This window comes from Proteiniphilum sp., assembly GCF_040307845.1.
Classification (GTDB): Bacteria; Bacteroidota; Bacteroidia; order Bacteroidales; family Dysgonomonadaceae; genus Proteiniphilum.
The window spans coordinates 87,889-108,493 of record NZ_JAWRIS010000041.1 but is presented as its reverse complement, the minus strand read 5'-3'; the positions used below and the strand labels follow the sequence as shown (position 1 = coordinate 108,493).

The window sequence follows — 20,605 nt, the reverse complement described above, 5'->3', positions numbered from 1 at the left end:
CAACAAGAAGGTGACTGTACATGAGTAGAACAACTGCCATATTATTACTACCTCTCATGATGATCTTTGCGATACAACCTGTCATCGCACTGCATTATTGTGCCGGAGAGTTACAGTCACTCAACCTGTTTGCCCAACCCGGAAACACAAATACCAGTCCCATATATGGAACAGAGCGTGGAAACAACCATTCCTGTTGTGACGCGCCCAAAACCGATACCGCTCATCACGATTATGAATGGCATGCCCCCGGTGAGCGGTGCTGTGACACACAACTACTTGAGTTGACCACTGATGACTACCAGAATAAGGTAGAACAGCCGGAACTGCGCCTCCTGCCCCTTTCCATAGAGCATCAGGCAGGCGTTATGACTCAGTTGTATCAATTATCGGATCCATTCACCAACATCCAGACTCTTGATCCGGACTTTCCTCCTGAAGGTCTTTTCCTGAAAGATGTAAGTCTGCTCACTTACATCTGTATTTACCGTATTTGATTTTACGAACCCGATCGTTTGTTTTGAACGAAAATGATCGGTAACATGTGCATTGGCTCCACTACAAAGCCAATCATTAGTGTAACCATATCCGACAGTATTCAATCACTGTGGGATATCATCATAAAATCAAATTCACTATGCTCAACAAAATCATTCGATATTTTCTTGAAAACAGAATTATCACGCTACTGTTATTAGTCGCGATCATTGCATGGGGATTGTCCACCGCTCCTTTCAACTGGGGTGGAGGCATCCTGCCCCGCGACCCGGTACCCGTGGATGCGATCCCCGACATTGGCGATAACCAGCAGATCGTCGCTACCGAATGGATGGGACGTTCTCCCAAAGATATCCAGGACCAGATCACCTACCCCCTGACTACCTCCCTGCTGGGCATTCCGGGTGTAAAGACCATCCGCAGCACATCCATGTTCGGCATGTCGTTTATCTATATCATCTTCGATGAAGACATAGAATTCTACTGGAGCCGCTCACGCATTCTGGAAAAACTCAACTCCCTCCCGGCCGGCACGTTGCCCGAAGGGGTTCAACCCAGTCTCGGTCCGGATGCCACTGCACTCGGACAGATATTCTGGTACACCCTGGAAGGACGTGATCCCAAAACGGGCAAACCCACAGGCGGATGGGATCCCGACGAACTGCGCACTGTACAGGATTTCTACGTGCGTTATTCGGTCTCCTCGGCAGAGGGCGTATCGGAAGTCGCTTCCATCGGCGGATTTGTGAAAGAGTACCAGGTAGAGATCAACCCCAATGCCATGCGTGCTTTTGGCGTTTCCATCATGGACATCATGAGTGCCGTGCAGAAAAGCAACCTCGATATCGGTGCGGAAACGGTCGAAATCAATAAAGCCGAATACCTTGTGCGCGGGCTCGGGTATATCAAAAATGTCTCCGACCTGGAGGAAGCTGTGGTGACCGTGCGTAACGGGGTGCCGGTGAAGATAAAAGATGTGGCTTTCGTCAATATTGGTCCCGCCACCCGACGCGGCGGACTCGACAAGGAGGGGGTGGAAGCCGTAGGCGGCGTGGTAGTTGCCCGTTACGGATCAAATCCGCTTCAGGTAATCGATAACGTAAAAAAGAAAATCGATGAGATAGAATCGGGCTTACCGCAAAAGGTACTCGACGACGGCACTGTATCCAAAGTAACGGTGGTTCCGTTCTACGACCGTTCAGGTTTGATCCAGGAGACAATCGGCACCCTCGAAGACGACCTCACACTGGAAATGATCATCAGTATCATCGTCATCATTATTATCATTGTCAATCTGAGGGCGTCGGTCGTCATATCCAGCCTGCTCCCCATAGCGGTATTGGCAACTTTTATCGTGATGCGGTTGCTACATATCGACGCCAATATCGTTGCCCTGTCGGGAATCGCCATCGCAGTCGGGGTGATGACCGATATCGGTGTCGTCTTTGTGGAGATCGTGATCCAGCACATGGAGAAACCGGAGAACAAAGGTATTACCAAGGGAAAAGCTTTTGTGCAACTGATACACCGGGCGGTGAGCGAAGTTTCCACACCCACCATAGTGGCCATGCTTACCACCATTGTCAGCTTCCTGCCCGTTTTTTTTCTGGAAGCACAGGAAGGTAAACTTTTCCGGCCACTCGCCTACACCAAGACCATTACGTTGGTATCGGCACTGATACTGGGAATGACGGTCGTCCCCACCCTCACCTACTATTTCTTCTCGATCAGAATATCATCCGGGACCATACAAAAATCCCTGAATATCGCGCTTATCGTCAGCGGCATCTTGCTGTTTATTTTCACCGGAGTAGGTGCAGCCATTGTATTGCCCCTGTTTGGAATAAATAACTTGTATGCCCACCGCTGGAAAAATAAAAAGACAACCACTTATATTACCGCAGGCATTGCAATCTTCGCGGCGACCGTCTTCCTGACTTCCCAATGGTTGCCGATGGGACCTCAAAAAGGTTTTGTAGTTAATTTCCTGATGGTGATCGTTTTTATCGGGCTGATCCTCGGGTTTTTCACACTCTTGATCAACAACTACGAAAAACTGATACGGTGGTGTCTGGCCAACCGGTGGAAATTTATGGTAATCCCGATTTTTACTGTGTTATTCGGTATCACTATCTGGTTGGGATTCGACTCTATATTCGGATTTATCGCGAAAGGATTCGAAACCGCAGGATGGAAAAATTTCCGGCAGACCGCTTTCTGGCAGGCGTCCACCGATCGGTTTCCCGGCATAGGCGAAGAATTCATGCCGAGCCTTAACGAAGGTTCTTTCCTGCTGATGCCGACAAGCATGCCGCATACAGGTATCGAGCAAAACCTGCAGTTTGTGGAAGCATTGGATAAAAGGATAACCAATATTCCCGAAGTGGAAATGACGGTCGGCAAATGGGGGCGTGTAAATTCGGCGCTTGACCCCGCCCCCACGCAAATGTTCGAAAATGTCATCAATTACCGCCCGGAATATATCCTCAACCAGGATGGCCGGCGCATGCGGTTTAAAACCAACCGCAAAGGCGAATACCTACTGAAAAGCGGGGCCACTTATAACCCTGAAGAGGGTTTCCGACTGATCCCCGCCGACAGCCTGGTTATCGACCGCAGAGGTGATTATTTCCGTCAATGGCGTCCGGAAATCAAATCGGCCGACAATATATGGCAGGAGATCGTGAACGTGTCCCATCTGCCCGGACTCACCTCATCACCCAAGCTCCAACCCATCGAAGCACGGTTGGTGATGTTGCAGACAGGGATGCGGGCACCGATGGGATTGAAAGTATCAGGTCCCAACCTCGAGACAATCGAAGAGGGAGGAAAGCTCCTTGAGGCTGCCTTGAAAGAAGTACCCTCAGTTTTACCCTCTACCGTGTTTTACGACCGTGCCGTGGGTGCTCCTTATGTAGAGATTGGCCTGAACCGGCAGAATATGGCACGGTACGGCATTACGGTCGCCGACCTGCAGGATGTCATCAGCGCCGCAGTGGGCGGTATGACGCTGACCACAACGGTGGAAGGACGTGAACGGTTTCCCGTACGGTTACGGTATCCACGTGAACTACGCGAAAACCCCGAAGAACTGGGCAACCTGATTATCCCCACCGCCACCGGCGCACAGATACCGTTGAAAGAAGTGGCCGACATAGGATATACCCGTGGCGCCCAGATGATTCAAAGTGAAAATACCTTCCTGATAGGGTATGTCATCTTCGACAAGATTGCCGGAAAAGCAGAGGTCGATGTCGTAAAGGAAGCGGACAAAGTACTGAAAGATAAAATAAATTCCGGTGAGCTCCGGCTTCCGCAAGGGGTCTCCTATACATTTGCCGGTAATTATGAGCAACAGCAACGGGCAGCCGATCGGTTACTGATCCTGATTCCGGTATGCCTGATCCTGATCCTGGTCATCCTTTATTTCCAGTTCAAAACCGTTACCGCGTCATTCATCCATTTTTCAGGAGTCTTTGTCGCTTTTGCCGGAGGGTTTATCTTATTATGGTTATATGGTGAACCGTGGTTTCTGAATTTTTCAGTGGGCGACGTGAATATGCGCGATCTGTTCCAAATGCGCCCGGTCAACCTGAGTATCGCCGTGTGGGTAGGGTTTATCGCTTTGTTCGGTATATCCACAAGCGACGGGGTATTGATGGGATCGTTCATTCATGATACATTCCTCGAACGCAACCCGCAGACCAAAGAAGAGATCAGGGAGGCGGTCGTGTACGCAGGCTTACGGCGTGTACGCCCGGCAGCGATGACCACCGCGGTTACCCTGATCGCCTTACTGCCTATCCTCACTTCCACGGGAAGGGGTTCCGATATTATGGTGCCGATCGCCATACCTACCTTCGGAGGGATGCTGATCCAATCCATGACGATATTCGTTGTACCCGTCCTCCAATGCTGGTGGCGCGAATCGGTGATAAAAAAACATGGTAGCATTAAAGAATAAAAACAAAACAGATATGTCGACAATAAGAATATTTTTCATTACGCTGTTCTTCGTTTTGGCGATGACCGGGACATTGTTTGCTCAGGCCGATTCACCTACCGGCCTGCCGATCCCCCGACAGGAGGCCAACTCACCTGCGACACCTCAGATTTCCGACTCCCTGCCCCACTACCTTGAAGTGGCAGCACGCAATAACCCGAGAGTGAAGGCCGACTTTTTGGCCTATAAAGCATCACTGGAAAAGATGCCGCAGGCGGGTGCTTACCCCGATCCCGAACTGGAAATAGGCTTCTTCCTGCAACCGATGGAGATCATCGACGGTCGCCAGATTGTCGATTTCACCTTGATGCAGATGTTCCCCTGGTTCGGAACGCGCAAAGCTGCACGCACCGAAGCAGAACACATGGCTAACATGGCTTTCGAACAATTCAGGGAGACGCGCGACAACCTTTACCTGCGGGTTTATACACAATGGTTCACTCTGTGCAGTCTGCAGCAGCAATTAAGCAACAGCCGCGAGAACCGGGATTACCTGAAACAACTGGAGACACTGGCCATACGTAAGTTTTCCGCTTCTCCGGCAGGAGCCACAGGTTCCGGGGGACGTACGCAAACAACACCGGCTACCGGATCCTCTTCTACAGCCACAAGCAGTATGGGAGCATCGGGAAATATGGGGAGTATGGGGTCATCCATGGGAGGAACAGCGACCCAGCCTCAAACTACCGGCAACACTATGTCTTCTATGAGTTCCGGAGGAAGCATGCAAAGTATGGGCAGTTCTTCCGGCATGTCGGTTGTATTGCGTATCCAATTGGAAATTGCAGAACTGGAGAACAGTATCGAAAGCATTTTGTCGCAAATCGAAGCCGAAACGGCAGCCTTCAACGCATTGTTGAACCGACCGGACAACAACAAGGTGCATCTCCCCGACTCGATCATTGCGATACCGTTTTCATTAGACGTAGCCTTAACGGCTGAACAGATCAATCTGAACAATCCGATGCTGGCGATGATCGACCAGGAAGGGGCGGCCTACAGGGCCAAAGCAGAAATGGACAAAAAAATGGGTTATCCGATGTTAGGGATAGGGTTACAATATTCGGTAATCGGCAAACGGATGGATATGGGGCATGCAGGTCTCCCGGTAACGGATATGAACGGCAAGGACATGATCATGCCGATGGTCTCTATCAGCCTGCCTATTTATCGAAGTAAATACAAGGCACAACAAAAGGAGAGCAATATCCGCTGGCAGGCAAGCCGACAGCAATATGCCGATACCCAGAACACCTTGTATACTGAACTTTATCGCAGCAGGCACTCCCTGGATGATGCCTCGAGAAAAATTGCCCTGTACGAGAAGCAATCACAACTCGCACAAACAACCTATCATTTACTGGTACAGGAGTTTATCTCGGGAAAAAGCGACCTGACCGATGTCATACAGGTACAGCGCCAATTACTCGATTATAAGTTAAAGAAAGCAGAAGCCATCGCCGAATACAATACGATGGTAGCTTCGATACAAAAACTGATCTCTTTTGAGAGTAACTAAGTTGATGTGTTGATTTACGGATGTGATAATGTGACTAGCTAAAAAGAAGTCCGAAGTTGAGAAGTAAAGAAGTTGAGAATACATTTTTAATTAAAAAAAATATGAACACTAAGATAAAGAAAGCGATCAATAATAAGTATGTTACCTACGGATTGATCCTGTTAGTAGGACTATTCCTCGGTTGGTTGATTTTCTCCGGCGGCTCGTCGTCGAACGACGGGGCTGCAACAGCAGAACACGGCCACGATCATGATCACGGCGAGGAAATATGGACCTGCTCCATGCATCCTCAGATACGGATGGACAAGCCGGGAAAATGTCCTCTCTGCGCGATGGACCTGATCCCTCTGAAATCAACCGGATCAGGTGATGCCGCTATCGATCCCGACGCTATTCAACTAAGTACCGAAGCGGTAGCACTGGCCAATATCCAGACGACTGTCGTCAGCCGGCAAAATCCGGTAAAAGATATCCGGCTTTACGGGACTATCCAGGTGGACGAACGGCTCTCACAATCCCAGACATCCCATGTGGGCGGCCGCATCGAGAAACTGATGGTCAGTTTTACCGGCGAGAGTGTACGCCGGGGGCAAACCATTGCTACCATCTACTCACCCGAATTGTTAAGTGCGCAACAGGAATTATTGGAAGCCGTAAAGATGAAAGATATCCAGCCGGCATTGCTGCAGGCGGTAAGAGAAAAACTATCCCTCTGGAAATTATCGGACGAACAGATAGCCGCCATCGAACAATCGGGAGAAGTCTCTCCGTTAATCGATATTACGGCAAATACAAGCGGTATAGTCGTTTCCAAGAATGTCAACCAGGGTGATTATATCAGCATCGGAACCATTCTGTTTGATATTGCCGATCTTTCCCGGGTATGGGCAGTTTTCGATGCGTATGAAACCGATCTCCCCTTCCTGAAAGTAGGCGACAGGTTGGAGTATACCCTCCAATCTCTTCCCGGAAGAACATTCTCAGGTAAAATATCTTTCATCAATCCTATACTCGATCCTACAACACGTACTGCCAAAATCAGGGTGGAGACGGCCAATCCCCGCACTGAACTGATGCCCGGAATGTATGCCAACGCCCTTGCGAGTGCGCCGCTGAAGCAACACAACAACGAAATCGTCATCCCAAAATCAGCCGTCCTATGGACGGGCAAGCGTTCCATCGTCTATGTGAAACAACCCGGTACCGAAACGCCGGCATACCTCCTCAGGGAAGTAGAACTGGGTCCTTCACTCAGCGAAGCTTACCTGGTTCTTTCAGGGATAGAGGATGGCGATGAGATCGTGACGAACGGCGCCTTTACCATTGATGCGAGTGCCCAACTTGCGGGGAAACGCAGTATGATGAACGATGAAGCCGGCCACGCCGTTACCGGGCACGAAGGCCATTCCATGCAGGGAGGCGGAGGACATGTACATAATCAGGCTCCCGCCGGACATGAACATGCAATGATGACTGTACAAGGACTTTGTGAGATGTGTAAAGATCGTATTGAGAAAACGGCTATGAGTGTGAAAGGTGTATCTTCCGCCTCGTGGGACGGGACTACGAAGCTGTTACACCTGAATTTCGACCCTCAGCAAACCGATCTCGACAAGATCTCCCAGGCCGTTGCCAAAGCGGGTCACGACACAAACAAGCACAAAGCCGACCAAAAGGTATACGACGCGCTGCCCGCATGCTGTAAGTACAGAAAGTAAAATGGGAAACAACGAACAAAAATATCCTATTTTCGTTAAACAAAGGCAAACTCAGATTTAAATAAACAATTAGAAAAAAGTTATGATGAAAAAGTATGTATTATCAGCAATGATTGTTGCAGCCTCATTGTTCGCCGCATGCAATTCGGGTAGTTCCAAAAGCGGTGCTGCTACAACCGGAACAGCACAGACTGAAACGGAAGTATCCGCCGGGACAGAAAATCAGGACGAGCATGCTGTGCTTGGTGTACAGGGGCTTTGTGAAATGTGTAAAGAAAATATAGAAACTGCGGCAAAAAGTGTAGACGGAGTATCTACTGCCGAATGGGATGTGGAGAAAAAAGAACTCCATCTGCATTTCAATCCGCAACAAACAACTCTCGATGCTGTCAGTAAAGCCATTGCCGAGGTAGGATATGATACCGACAGGGATAAAGCAGACCAGGCAACTTACGATGCATTACCGGCTTGTTGCAAATACAGAGGTTGATTTTTTCAATTAATTATTCAATCCGTCTCAAATATTTCCCTATTTTCACTTTCTATCAGGATAATTTACTAAATTTGCAAATCATGGACAACGATTCCGGTTATATCATTTCGTGAAATCACATTATCGTTCCACAAGGATAAAATCGAAATTGAACATGCAGCCATTTAAGTTCCAATCATATAAAAAACTAAAAGCAAATGAAACGATTTTTTCTATTACCGGTACTTCTTATTCTCGGTATGGTTTTATACGGAAAGCCGGTATTGCCGGAAATCCTGAGCGACGGGATGGTACTGCAACAAAATAGCAAAGTGAATATATGGGGAAAAGCCGGTCCGGGCAAAACAGTAGAGGTCAAGCCTTGTTGGAGCAAAACGGCAGTGAGAGCCACAGTCGACAACGAAGGAAACTGGCTCGCCGTGATCGAAACGCCCGAAGCAAGCTTTAACCCACGGACCATTACAATTTCCGATGGAGAAGAGATAGTCCTCAAGGATATCCTAATTGGGGAAGTATGGTTGGCATCCGGACAGAGCAATATGGAAATGCCCTTACAAGGTTTTAATAACAACCCCATACTGGGTGCCAACGAAACCATTGCCTTCTCCGGACAATATCCCGCCATACGATTTGTCACCATACCTAAAACACCTTCTTTTGAACCATTAGAGAGTGTAGAAGGACGCTGGCAGGTATGCAATCCGGCCAATTCACCGGGATTCAGTGCCACGGCATTTTTCTTTGCCGAAACACTCCACCGGTCGCTGAATGTACCCGTAGGTATTATTGTTTCCTCCTGGGGAGGTACTAAAGTAGAAGGGTGGACCAGCAGGGAAATCCTCGAGACTTATCCCGATGTGGATCTGAATGAAGAAGCGGTCAATAAATTACATCCAATGGCCCGTCCACTGCTGATGTACAATGGCATGATCCATCCGCTTACCCATTATATAGTAAAAGGTTTTATCTGGTATCAGGGAGAATCGAATGTCGGTGCCCATCAGGTTTATGCTGAACGCCTTTACAATATGGTGACCCTCTGGCGCAAACAATGGAATAATCCTGAACTGCCGTTTTACTATGTGGAAATTGCTCCTTATGCCTATGGCAATGGAGATGATAGCAGTGCAGCCTATCTGCGCGAGGCGCAGTTTAAAGCACAAAAACTGATTCCTCATAGCGGGATGATCTCCACGAACGATTTGGTGGAACCTTATGAGTTAACTAACATCCACCCCCGCAATAAAACGGATGTAGGAAAACGGCTCGCATTCATGGCGCTTAACCAGACTTATGGGTATGACCGGGTAGTTGCCCGTGGCCCCGAGTATAATTCAATGGAGATTCGTGACGGTAAGGTAATTCTCTCCTTCGATCATGCAAGAGAGGGATTCAACCGCACGGATGGTATCGAAGGATTCGAGATTGCTGCCGAAGACGGACAGTTCCTTCCCGCCGTGGCAGTAGTTCGTGACGGCAAAGTGGAAGTGTTCCGCGAAGGGGTTGACAAACCGGTAGCTGTCCGTTATTGTTTCCGTAACTTTCAGACAGGGAACTTTGCCGGTACGCGTGAATTACCGGTAGTACCGTTCAGAACAGATTCATTTGAGAAATAATAGAAACAGTGAATTTGCATTCAGAAAGTGAACCTGAGGTTTACCCGTATCCCGTCTTTGGAGATTTCCGGATGATCGAGGTAGCTAAGTCGACGGTAGTAACTTATTTGCAGCACCTTGAGTATATTCTCAACCCCCACGCTATATTCCATATAGGGTTTATTGCCGAACATAAAAGTTCCTTCGGGAAATAGGAATAACCCGTCAGTCAGGTATGGGTTATTTTTATCGGATAAATCCCCGTAAACACCACTGAAAGATACCACTTCGCGCATTTTCAGGCGGTTGACAAGGGGAATACGGTTGAGGATAAACCCTTTCAAATGGTAATTTGCCGTTATTGAAACATATTGGTCGGCGACAAATTCCATGGCGTTCATCAGGTGGAAAGCATCCTTCTGGATAGTCCACGATTGATTGGCATTGGGCATGATCAACAGGGGGAAAGGCACCTTGTCCCACACTTTCCCGGCTTTTATCTTCGTATCGATATGCCCGAAAGACGAGAGCCAGATGCGCTTTTCCATGCTCAACTCCGTATGTTGGTAGGAATAATCGCCTCCTGCCACACCGTCCGTCCCGATTTGGAGGGAAAGGAAAAAGATGGGCGTATCGTTGGAGAGGTTACCGACCGATTCTTTTCCCACACGGGTATTAAACGGACGTTCTCCCGGTGCAAAACGCAACGAGGCACCCCATTCGGCAGTGGTGAAATCGGTCAATTGGGTAAAAAGGTCGTTCCCGTCATGCCGGATATATTGCAGCGCGCCTGCGGCCTCATTGTTCTGATGTTGCAGCCATGTGCTTACCGTAAGGCCATTGAGCCACTCTTTCTCGTATTGCAGCCGCGTAGTGCGGAGATAATTCATCTTATCCATCACCTTCCCCGTCCTAAAGGAGAGCAACATGTTGTCCTGGCCGGTATTGAAGAATGTATGCCCGGGTGTGAAAATATCGAACTCGTGCGACAAGCTAAGGTTATTCAATGGAGTCTCCTTCTCGTGGTATTCCTTGTCGTTGAAACTGTAGGTTGCCTTGGCCGAATATTTCCATTTATGGTCTTTGAATCCGTAGGCCGCATATCCTCCGAAAAAGAGGTGGGGATGCAAGTTGGCCGTGGTCATAGCCCCGGCACGCAGTCTCAACCCTTCCACTTCGTTGAACGAGATAGAGCTGTTCATGGGACCGATATCCAACTTATTGGTATCATGTTCCCTACTGGTTTCGATAAAGCCTGACACTACCACTCCCAGCACCTTCATGAAGACCTTGAACGAGTTCCGGTCATAAAACTGATCCATGATCTCTCCCATGGCATCTTCGCTTGCGGGGAGAGGTACTTGCCTCCGTTCTGCCCACAGCGCATCGCTCATGACAACGTTGGGTGCCGTATGCACATCGCCCTGCAAGGCGAAGACCGAATCGCGGTTCGTGACCTCATAGCGGTAATGGTCGTAACTTTTCAACTGATGGACATACAGCGGTTGCGTACCTTTCACAAATCGTCCTTGCACATAAGTATCCACCCTGTCGGGTGCCCATACCCCCTCCGGCGTCTGTTTGAACTCCTGTTCTATCTGGATATGGTTGACGAAGTTGAGGTTGATTTGTTTCGGAACGTTCAAGGTGGCTTTCTTGACAGCGTAGGTACCATCCGTCAAAATATAGAGCCGTCCGGTAAACCCATAGCTTTGTGAATTGGCAGGTACAAAAGCCAGGTCGATGCACTGGTCTCCATTTACTGCCACGGTATCCATAATAAAGTATTGATAATAGGCCGTCGCCAGCGTGGAGGAGAGCGGGCTCACAAAGCGGTTGAGCAGGAATTTAATGTCGTTGTCGAAAATGTTCACCTCGTGAAAGATTTCCTCGAGATTGGCAGTGAATGCGCCGTAATTATCCAGTTCCCGGTCGATACCCTCCTGTCTCAATGCCTTGTAGATTGTTTTTTCCGACCGTGGGTCTTTGCGGTAATATTGGTCTGCCAGTTTCTCCCGTATGGAAAGTGTCAGTATCGGATTTCCGTCGATAGCCGAGGAATCGACATAGTTCACAAGAAAGGGAAAACGCCGGAGGAATGCGTTCTGGCCGGCATCGGGATTAAATTGATCCAAAGCCAGGGAAATTTTCTCGTAGGTCTCCACCTGATATTCATCCAGGGAGGTGATCCGGTTTTGGTCCTTGTGTTCGATCACATTCCGGATCAAATCGACGGCGGGATTATTTCTTCTGCGGTATCGCTCCCTTTTCGGACGGATGACCACTTCGTCGAGTTCCATAGTGGACGGTGTCAGCAATATCTCCAGTCCGGCATTATGGGTTCCCGCTTTCAAAGGGATTTTTTTCGTCTCATATCCGACGAAAGAGACCTGCAAGGTGTGGTATCCTTGCGTGTTTTTCAATTCAAACTGGCCGTTGTCATCAGTTGCCGTGCCGATGGTTGAATTTTCAAACATGACTGTAACGAAAGGCAAGTCTTCACCCGTAACTGCGTCCTGCACCAAACCCGACGCGGATGTGACAGTTTGCGCATACCCGCTAAAGGTTATGAGCCTCATCAAGAAAAACAGTCTGTAATACTTATACAACGATCTACCCTTCATCCACCTACATCAACATTAACCGATATGAAGGAACAAAAGTAGTTGTTTTTAGCATACGCGGCTGTTATTTTGTGATTAAACTATCTTAGGGCATCTAAAAATTTGTTTTTCCTCCACAGGTAAGCATTCTACCCTCATGACGGAAGAAGGCAGGACAGAAAGTGAAACAAGGGACAGAGGCTAGTCGGGATATCAAAAGATGGTTACGGGCATCATTCAAATAGACTCCACGCTTGGTTATTACATACAGGTCCAATTCCTGACGGTTGTTTGCCGTCGGCGCAGTGCGTTTACCATCACGGATAAAGCCGTTAGCCGCCCACAACAGATCGGAGAATTGCGGAGGGGTATCCGTAAACTATACACACAAAGCGCCTGCTCCAAGAATTCCGATATTATGCAGGTCGGAAGTCAATATTTGAACTTTCTCCACCGACTTGGGATAAGGGAAATCTTTCAGATTCTCATACATTGAATCTTTAAAGAGGTCGAATGACTTAGATATGGAACCTCCGAAAATAATAGCCTGCGGATCAAGGATCAACAATATCACTTTCACCAACGCAGAGATATGTTTTCCATATTGGTTATATATTTCAATCGACTCTATATCTCCTTCCCTCGCTTTTAATGCAATTTCATAGCCTGAACGGCTTGTCGTCCGGGTAAAGAAACGACTTCCGCAATATTCCTCAAGGATTGAATCGAGATAGGGTATCTCTCCAAATTCTCCGGAACCACAGTTGGAGTCGAATAACAGATGATTATCCTGAATGATCCCCCCTCCTACGCCTGTTCCTAATGTAATACCCACAAAATTTTCAAAATTTTTGCCTTTTCCAAAGATTTTCTCCCCATAGGCAAAACAGTTAGCATCATTATCAATATAAACAGGCAGTCCAAATTCCACTTCAAGAAGGGATTTCAGATGTACTTCATCCCAATTCCTTATATTCTGGACATTATAGACAATCCCTTTCTCCCGGTCTACTACACTCGGCACTCCTATTCCGATCGCCCTGGTATCAGTAGTCTTTAGCTGACGGATAAGTCCCTTCAGTATATTCAATGTTTTTTCACCCCCCTCCCGGGCACAGGTATCTACTATAATCTGCCCGGCTATATGCTCACCTTCTATTCGACCTCCAACAATGGAGGTACCGCCCATATCAATACCAAGAATGTATCCCATATATTTACTTTATTTCAATATCTGGTACAAATTTAATAAACTTTTCTAATCATCCATCAATAACGATACGGGATCAGAGAGGTATTCCATTACCCTCTTAACAAAGCGGGTGGTCTCGCCACCATCCACAATACGATGGTCGACGGTAAGTGAAACAGGCATGATATTGCCTACCACGATTTCGTCATCTTTCACGATAGGCGTTTTCAGGATACGCCCGATACCCAATATACCGGCTTGAGGAAAATTGATCACCGGCGTAGCAAAAATACCGCCAATGGAGCCGAAGCTGGTGATGGTAAAAGAACCTTCTTTCATATCTTCCAATACTAATTTTCTCTCCCGTGCCTTTTGGGCCAATTCACCTATTGCCTTTGCTATTTCGAAAATAGTTAAACGGTCTGCATCCCGGATCACGGGCACCACTAATCCATCGGGGGCATCCACCGCGATACCGATGTGGTAACGGTTGCGGAAGATCATCCGGTTGTTTTCCGTATCGATCTGGGAATTAAGCTGGGGATGTTGTTTCAATGCTTGTGCCACCGCTTTCACAACAAAGGCCAGATAGGTGAGCTTCACATCCTTAGCGGCAAATTTGGGTTTGTATTTCGTAACGACCTCCTTCAACAAGGATATCTCCACCTCTTCAAAAACCGACATGTGTGCCGCGTTATGTTTGGAGTGAAGCATATTCTTTGCAATGGTCTTCCTGATCTGGGTAAGTGGCTTGTAGGTTACATCTTCCATCCGGGGTGCAATTGCACTTGTTTTACCACTCCCCTCTGTGGATGGTGATGTATAATTCAGTATATCTTCTTTTTTGACTCTTCCCGAGGGACCACTACCCGGCACATGGTTGATATCGATCCCCATCTCTTTTGCCATAGCACGGGCGACCGGTGTGGCAAGGACTTTGCATCCCGCTTTATCCATATTGGTTGTTTCGGCAGAGACTTCGTTGCTAGAAGCCAGTAAAGAGCCTTCACCGGCCAATTCCATGGTTCCTACTACCGCTGCACCCTCTTCCGATTCAACAATAGCTTCCACGGGCAATCCCGCATCTACGACTATCGGTTTGCCGGTATCAGTATTTTCCTTTTCAGTATTACCCTCGCGCGCTCCACTGCCCTCTATTTCTATCTCCACAAGCGGCGAACCCACATGAATTACATCGCCCACATTGCCGTGGCAGGCGATAACAGTGCCACTTTTGGGAGAAGGAATATCAGCTACTACTTTGTCTGTTTCCATCTGCACCAGAGAATCACCCACTTTCACATTATCTCCTTCCGAAACAAACCACTCCAATATGGTTCCTTCTTCCAATCCTTCGCCCAAGTCGGGGAAATTAAATACAAACCTCATTATAATTGATTTTTAGATATTTAGAGGCAAGAGCCAAGACTAAACTAAACTAATGTGAAAAGTAAAAAGTGAAAAATCAACTTCTTTACTTCTCAACTTCGGACTTCTTTTTTATCAGTCACATTGGCACTACATGTCCCGATTCATCGGGATTATTCTCATTGACATTACTTGTTCCGATTTATCCGGATTAAAACTTAACGCTCTTTTCAATTTCATAAAAAATACGCTCGGGCGAAATTATATAATACTTCTCCCCCTGTGCCAACGGAACAATGGTATCGAATCCTGCCACCCTTCGGGGGGGTGCTTCCAGATAGAGGAAAGCCTCCTCATTGGCGATAGCGATTAACTCCGACCCGACACTGAAAGATTGGTGTGCTTCGGCCACGATAAGCATACGTCCCGTTTTCCGCACAGAATTCCCGACGGTTTCCCGGTCGATGGGATAAATGGAACGCAAGTCGATCAACTCCACCGAAATGCCGGCCTCCTGTGCCATTGCGATTGCTCTCTGGCATTCACGGATCATGGCTCCGAAAGCCACAATCGTTATATCTGTCCCTTCCTGCACCACGCGGGCCTTGCCAAGGGGAAGGGTAAACTTCTCTTCAGAAACCTCCTGCTTGATTGCCCGGTAAATCCGTTTCGGCTCCATAAAGATAATGGGGTCATTGCTTTCGATAGCGGAAATCATCAACCCTTTCGCATCATGGGGAGTGGACGGGATCACTACTTTGAGCCCCGGTATATGGGCAAACAGGGCTTCAGGACTGTCGGAATGATGCTCCAGGGCATTGACACCACCACCATAGGGAAAACGGATCACCATCGGCACTCCGTATTTCTTACGGGAACGGTTCTGCATGCGTGACACATTGGAGAGTATCTGGTTAAAGGCAGGGAAGGTAAACCCTTCGAACTGCAGTTCCACGATAGGCCTGAGACCCGACACAGCCATCCCCAGGGCAGTACCGACAATCCCCGACTCCGCCAGGGGGGAGTCGAAGACACGCTCCACGCCGTACTTCTGCTGCAACCCCTCGGTCACACGGAAAACGCCGCCCTCCACGCCTACATCCTCACCATACACAACAATATCATTATCTTCTTCCAGCTTTATATCGAGCGCATTATTAATCGCTTTCACCATTGTCATTACGCTCATCTCCTGTTCTCCTTCCAGCTTAAGAATTGTGCATACTCCATCTTTTGTCTCTTTAACTCGTCCGGCATGTCGGTGTACATATTTTCAAATACCTCTTCCCAGGGATAGGACTTGTTATTTTCCGCATCTACAAACTGGGCATCGATCTCCAACCGGTATTCTTCAATAAGTTTTTCTTCATCGATCTGCCATATTCCCTTATTCTGCATAAAACGTTTCAGACGGATCAACGGATCAGTCAGCCCCCATAGCGTTTCCTCATCCTTACACCTGTATTTCGAGGGATCGTCCGAGGTGGTATGGGCACCACGACGATAGGTGACAGCTTCGATCAGCACGGGTCCCTTCCCTGACCGGACGTATTCGGAGGCCGTTTTATAAACCAGATACATGGCAAGAAAATCATTGCCATCCACCTTGATTCCCGGGATACCAAAAGCGACCGATTTCACCGCAAGGTTGATCGAATTGGTCTGCGACTTCACCGGGACAGAAATAGCATACTGGTTATTTTGTATCGTAAAGACGACCGGCACCTGCCATACACCGGCAAAATTCAGCCCTTCGCTGAAATCACCTTCCGAAGTACCTCCGTCACCGATAAAAGTATATACCGCTTCATCTTTTTTCCGGTATTTCACGGAATAACCTATACCGGTGGCATGATGAAATTGCGTTCCGATAGAAATCGCGATCGGCAGGACATGGTAGGCATCCTTGAAACTGCCGCCTTGTTCATTTCCCAGATAAAACAGGAACATCTCTTTCATGGTAACCCCTTTAGCCAGTAGGGTACCCATTTCCCGGAAAGCAGGCACCACCCAGTCCTCTTTCCGGATATTCATTCCGGCGGCAATATGGATAGCTTCCTGCCCCATATTGGGTGTATAGGTGTACATCCGTCCCTGGCGCTGATAAGAGACAGCCATCTCATCGGCCAGCCGCTCGTATAACATCTGCTTATAAGCATCTATAATTATTTCGTCCTCCAATGCGGGCATCAGCGGTTCATTCACCACATTCCCTTCATTGTCGATGACCTGCAGCATCTTATCTTCTATTGGATCGAAGTCACGAAAAATCGCAGGTAAATCATTTTGGATCATCTATCTGTCTGTTTAGCACTATTTCTTTGTATGACATAGCCTGAAGCAATCAGACTATTTTAAACAACACTTCGCTGTGAATCTTAAATACACTTAGCACTGAATATAACAGTCCGGACCATAAATAGTTCTTAAAAGAGGCTGAAAGGGGTCATAAAAATACTTACAAACGGACCCTCTGTCGTCATTGTCACTTAATATTATTAATTTTGCGCCCTCATTCCTGACTCTTATTACAGACGGAAGACAGAATCAGCAGAATTGGAAAGAAAAAAAAGAAGAATATCTCAACAATGGATTCATATACAGAAACAGAGGAAAGACAAAAGCCGGCAAGTAGTGTGCAGTCAGAAGTGATATATCAAAAAACGATTTATACCATTTTATTTACAATTAGTTTTGCACATCTGCTAAACGATATGATGCAGTCGGTTATTCCTGCCGTATATCCCATTATTAAAGAGAAATTCAACTTTTCATTTACGCAGATAGGAATCATCACGCTTACATACCAATTTGCTTCGTCGGTATTACAACCCTTTATAGGATTTTATACGGACAAACATCCAAAACCATTTTCTCTTTCTATTGGAATGAGTTTTACACTGGTTGGACTGATCGTCTTGTCGATGGCCTCCAATTTTCACACCTTCCTCCTTGCCGTCACGCTGGTGGGTATAGGTTCATCGGTCTTTCATCCGGAATCATCCAAAGTGGCACAACTGGCTTCAGGAGGAAGAAAAGGTCTTGCACAATCCATTTTTCAGGTAGGAGGAAATTTTGGGAGCTCCCTGGGGCCTCTGCTAGCCGCATTGATCGTCTTGCCTTTTGGACAACCCGCCATTAAATGGTTCACATTGGCTGCTTTGCTGGCAATCCTTATCCTCCTGCGGGTCGGGAGATGGTACAAGGCTCACCTGCACATAAAACCGACGGCCCGGGGAAATGCACAAACGGAAAAAGCCAATACATTCCCCCGAAAAAAGGTAATCGGATCATTAATCATCCTATTCTTCCTGGTTTTCTCCAAGTACTTTTATATGGCAAGCATGACAAGTTATTTCACTTTCTTCCTGATTGAAAAATTCAATGTCTCCGTACAACACTCGCAGTTATACCTGTTCATTTTTCTTGCCGCTGTGGCTGTCGGTACAGTTGCCGGCGGACCATTAGGAGACCGTTTTGGCAGAAAATACATTATCTGGTTCTCAATTCTTGGGACAGCTCCTTTTGCCCTTTTAATGCCTCACGTTGGTCTTTGGGCGACCATTGTCCTTGCCGTATTTGTAGGTTTGATTCTTTCATCCGCATTTTCGGCCATATTGGTATATGCAACCGATCTTGTTCCGGGGAAAGTGGGTATGATCGCCGGGTTATTCTTTGGACTGGCCTTCGGAATGGGAGGCATAGCCTCCGCGTTTTGGGGGTGGTTGGCAGATAAGACAAATATTGAATTTGTGTTCAATATTTGTGCTTACTTGCCCCTAATCGGAATAATAACAGCTTTCCTGCCAAATATTGAAGGTAGAAGAAAATATTCTGCGCCCAATTTGCAGGAATAATTTTATTCAGAATACTTTATGATATATCAACTATTCCAATTAAATTTGGATCTTTTATTAAAATCTAAATAAAGCTAAGACTAATATGAAAACAAACTATTTGTATGTCACATCAACAGGGTTGGTTCTTTTCATGTGGTTACTTTTATCATGTTCCAATTCCGACGAACCAACCGGTCAAAATCAAACCTACGATGAACGAGAAAATATCTTTCTAAAAGATTTCAGGGAGAAAGTAAGGGGAGACTGGAAAGTAGAGAAAATACTCATTGCTAAAGGCTATATTTCAGATGATTCTACGAATGACTCAGTTGTTTTCAATCCGGGAAGGATTTTTATAAACAATATCTACAATGATCCAATTCATGCGGAAAAATACAATCAATTGGAAGCATCCTTTTATCTGAACCATGAAACTATTCCTTTCAAATCACGATTATTAGCAAGCCCTTCCCGGTCAGTTCCGACCGCTTTTCAGAAGAATACTTATTCCTGGATAAATTTTTCTTCGGCGACAACTATAGCATGGTTTTAAGCGAAGATGAAAAGACTTTTACATGGAAAGGTCTGAACCGCCATATTAGAGAGATTGTATTGTCCAGATAAAACGCCCTTCCGGTTATGTTAATAAGTCGTACTAAAGTATCCCTGCACTATTTTGTACAATCGGGAACTAACGTCTGAAAAAGTTATGTAAAGACCAATTTATCAACGTTAGAAAAGATAAAACTAGTCTCTTATACAATTGTGTCAACAGTGTTGACACACTTGTATTATTCTGAATATCAGCAGATTGAATTTATTCCTAAGGTCGAAGTCTTGTTATTCATTAAGGTGTACATATTACCATATCATTTTTTCGTGAAACAGGATTCACATCCAATGACTGTATCTCTCCATTCACCACTTTCCCCGTAATTACGGTATTTTTGGGAGCATGTAGTTTAAAGTCGATATCCCATTCTTTAGGCCATGCCGGCAACAGGTAAATTTTAGAAGGATTCATTACCCATTTCCCGTCTTCGTTTGTTGTGTAAAAGTTGTCGAAAAACTTCATTATGTCATTGGCTACCGGAACTATTTTCTCTTGTAATAAGACCGAATCGGATAAGAAATCATAATAATCGAGCATCATGTGTACTAACTCGGGAGCTGCCACCCATTCCCATTTATGCCATCTACTATCCTGCAGTTTATCCTCACGCTCTTCCATTTTCGTCCAACCATAATCATTGGTAAAACAAGCCCCCAGAAATACATGCACTCAGGAAAACATACACCATCGAAATTGAAATATTTCTTAGTCCTGTATTTACACAGGTTATAAATATCGTCCGCATACATCTTAAAGAAAGGCTGCATAAGATCAAAATCGCCTGAAACAGTCAGGCTGATATAAGGCAGTCGCGTGTTCTGCCACCAATATCCGGGACCCCAGCGGCGATAATCGGGATCGAGGTTTAGCACCTGATTTACTTTGTCTAACCGCAAGGTCTTTTTTCCTTGTTCAAGTTCACGCACAAAACGTAAACCGACTCCCGATTTTTCTGAGAGTTCAATTTGGGTCAAGTGATGCTCCTTCCGGTATAAAAAGAGTTTTACATCCACTTATTATACTTTATCGGGTATAAAATAGGAATACCAACAAAAATAATTTTGGCTACGAAAAAAGGCTGCATAACGACCCTCTACCTATGCATCGTGATTCAGAATGGAAGTACGGGTGAGTGGTTTGTTTCTAACTCTTCCATTTGAACTC

The 20,605-nt window shown here is 46.6% G+C and carries 14 protein-coding genes and 2 pseudogenes; 8 read left to right on the top strand and 8 right to left on the bottom strand.

Annotated features, from left to right (window positions below; all coding sequences use genetic code 11):
- Positions 1–20 precede the first annotated feature (20 nt).
- The 6 genes from ABV001_RS10920 (at position 21) to ABV001_RS10895 (ending at position 9,847) form a co-directional block, all read left to right on the top strand.
- A complete protein-coding gene (locus ABV001_RS10920) occupies positions 21–497 on the top strand; it encodes a hypothetical protein (RefSeq protein WP_352422829.1) in 477 nt (158 codons plus the stop codon).
- A 140-nt stretch (positions 498–637) separates the two neighbouring features.
- On the top strand, positions 638–4,462 hold the full coding sequence (locus ABV001_RS10915; RefSeq protein WP_352422828.1) for an efflux RND transporter permease subunit: 3,825 nt from the start codon (positions 638–640) through the stop codon (positions 4,460–4,462).
- Positions 4,463–4,475: 13 nt separating this feature from the next.
- Positions 4,476–6,020 carry a TolC family protein gene (locus ABV001_RS10910; protein ID WP_352422827.1) on the top strand — a complete coding sequence of 515 codons (1,545 nt, stop codon included), beginning with the start codon at positions 4,476–4,478 and terminating at the stop codon, positions 6,018–6,020.
- A gap of 101 nt (positions 6,021–6,121) precedes the next feature.
- Positions 6,122–7,738: an efflux RND transporter periplasmic adaptor subunit gene (locus tag ABV001_RS10905; RefSeq protein WP_352422826.1), complete on the top strand. Its 1,617-nt coding sequence runs from the start codon at positions 6,122–6,124 to the stop codon at positions 7,736–7,738.
- An 82-nt stretch (positions 7,739–7,820) separates the two neighbouring features.
- Positions 7,821–8,228 (top strand): heavy-metal-associated domain-containing protein, encoded by a 408-nt coding sequence (locus ABV001_RS10900; protein WP_352422825.1) that lies wholly within the window; start codon positions 7,821–7,823, stop codon positions 8,226–8,228.
- Between the two features lie 200 nt (positions 8,229–8,428).
- Complete coding sequence (locus tag ABV001_RS10895; protein WP_352422824.1) at positions 8,429–9,847, top strand: sialate O-acetylesterase; 1,419 nt, start codon at positions 8,429–8,431, stop codon at positions 9,845–9,847.
- 20 nt (positions 9,848–9,867) lie between these two features.
- Here the strand turns inward: ABV001_RS10895 and ABV001_RS10890 are convergent, their stop codons facing one another.
- The 6 genes and pseudogenes from ABV001_RS10890 to pdhA form a co-directional block, all read right to left on the bottom strand.
- Positions 9,868–12,405 (bottom strand): DUF5686 and carboxypeptidase-like regulatory domain-containing protein, encoded by a 2,538-nt coding sequence (locus ABV001_RS10890; protein WP_352422823.1) that lies wholly within the window; start codon positions 12,403–12,405, stop codon positions 9,868–9,870.
- A gap of 238 nt (positions 12,406–12,643) precedes the next feature.
- Positions 12,644–12,784: pseudogene (locus ABV001_RS10885) on the bottom strand (SagB/ThcOx family dehydrogenase); the annotation flags it as partial.
- Positions 12,785–12,808: 24 nt separating this feature from the next.
- Positions 12,809–13,642 carry an ROK family protein gene (locus ABV001_RS10880; protein ID WP_352422822.1) on the bottom strand — a complete coding sequence of 278 codons (834 nt, stop codon included), beginning with the start codon at positions 13,640–13,642 and terminating at the stop codon, positions 12,809–12,811.
- 45 nt (positions 13,643–13,687) lie between these two features.
- Positions 13,688–15,010 (bottom strand): dihydrolipoamide acetyltransferase family protein, encoded by a 1,323-nt coding sequence (locus ABV001_RS10875; RefSeq protein WP_294079934.1) that lies wholly within the window; start codon positions 15,008–15,010, stop codon positions 13,688–13,690.
- A gap of 190 nt (positions 15,011–15,200) precedes the next feature.
- Positions 15,201–16,178: an alpha-ketoacid dehydrogenase subunit beta gene (locus tag ABV001_RS10870; protein ID WP_352422821.1), complete on the bottom strand. Its 978-nt coding sequence runs from the start codon at positions 16,176–16,178 to the stop codon at positions 15,201–15,203.
- Positions 16,175–17,284, bottom strand: coding sequence for a pyruvate dehydrogenase (acetyl-transferring) E1 component subunit alpha (pdhA, locus tag ABV001_RS10865; protein ID WP_352422820.1), 1,110 nt, complete (start codon positions 17,282–17,284; stop codon positions 16,175–16,177). Before pdhA ends, ABV001_RS10870 begins: the two co-directional genes overlap by 4 nt.
- Positions 17,285–17,577: 293 nt before the next feature.
- Between pdhA and ABV001_RS10860 the strand changes: the two genes are divergently transcribed.
- Together ABV001_RS10860 and ABV001_RS10855 are read left to right on the top strand one after the other, a co-directional pair.
- Positions 17,578–18,846 carry an MFS transporter gene (locus ABV001_RS10860; RefSeq protein WP_352422819.1) on the top strand — a complete coding sequence of 423 codons (1,269 nt, stop codon included), beginning with the start codon at positions 17,578–17,580 and terminating at the stop codon, positions 18,844–18,846.
- A gap of 85 nt (positions 18,847–18,931) precedes the next feature.
- On the top strand, positions 18,932–19,381 hold the full coding sequence (locus tag ABV001_RS10855) for a hypothetical protein (RefSeq protein WP_352422818.1): 450 nt from the start codon (positions 18,932–18,934) through the stop codon (positions 19,379–19,381).
- 294 nt (positions 19,382–19,675) lie between these two features.
- Here the strand turns inward: ABV001_RS10855 and ABV001_RS10850 are convergent, their stop codons facing one another.
- Positions 19,676–20,005, bottom strand: coding sequence for a hypothetical protein (locus ABV001_RS10850; RefSeq protein ID WP_352422817.1), 330 nt, complete (start codon positions 20,003–20,005; stop codon positions 19,676–19,678).
- Between the two features lie 296 nt (positions 20,006–20,301).
- A pseudogene (locus tag ABV001_RS10845) lies at positions 20,302–20,454 on the bottom strand (helix-turn-helix domain-containing protein); the annotation flags it as partial.
- Between the last annotated feature and the right edge of the window lie 151 nt (positions 20,455–20,605).